Annotated in this window: 1 rRNA gene; it reads left to right on the top strand. The window is 52.3% G+C overall.

Annotated elements, in window-relative coordinates:
* Positions 1-472: ribosomal RNA gene (locus AC0V2Y_RS28945) — 23S ribosomal RNA — on the top strand; the annotation flags it as partial.

Genomic DNA, 472 nt, shown 5'->3' with positions numbered 1-472 from the left:
GAAGTGCGAATGCTGACATGAGTAGCGATAATGGGGGTGAAAAGCCTCCACGCCGTAAGCCCAAGGTTTCCTGTTCAACGTTCATCGGAGCAGGGTGAGTCGGCCCCTAAGGCGAGGCAGAGATGCGTAGCTGATGGGAAGCAGGTTAATATTCCTGCACCGTCGTATGATGCGATGGGGGGACGGATCGCGGAAGGTTGTCTGACTGTTGGAATAGTCAGTTTCTGTCTCATAGAAGGCACTTAGGCAAATCCGGGTGCGGAATTCAAGGGGATGGGACGAGTGAATTTATTCACGAAGCAATCGGAAGTGGTTCCAAGAAAAGCCTCTAAGCTTCAGTCATACGAGACCGTACCGCAAACCGACACAGGTGGGCGAGATGAGTATTCTAAGGCGCTTGAGAGAACTCGGGAGAAGGAACTCGGCAAATTGGTACCGTAACTTCGGGAAAAGGTACGCCCCGGTAGCTTGA

Source organism: Janthinobacterium sp. BHSEK (assembly GCF_056174685.1).
Note: the sequence above shows the minus strand (reverse complement) of the source record. Positions and strands in the feature narration are given on the sequence as shown.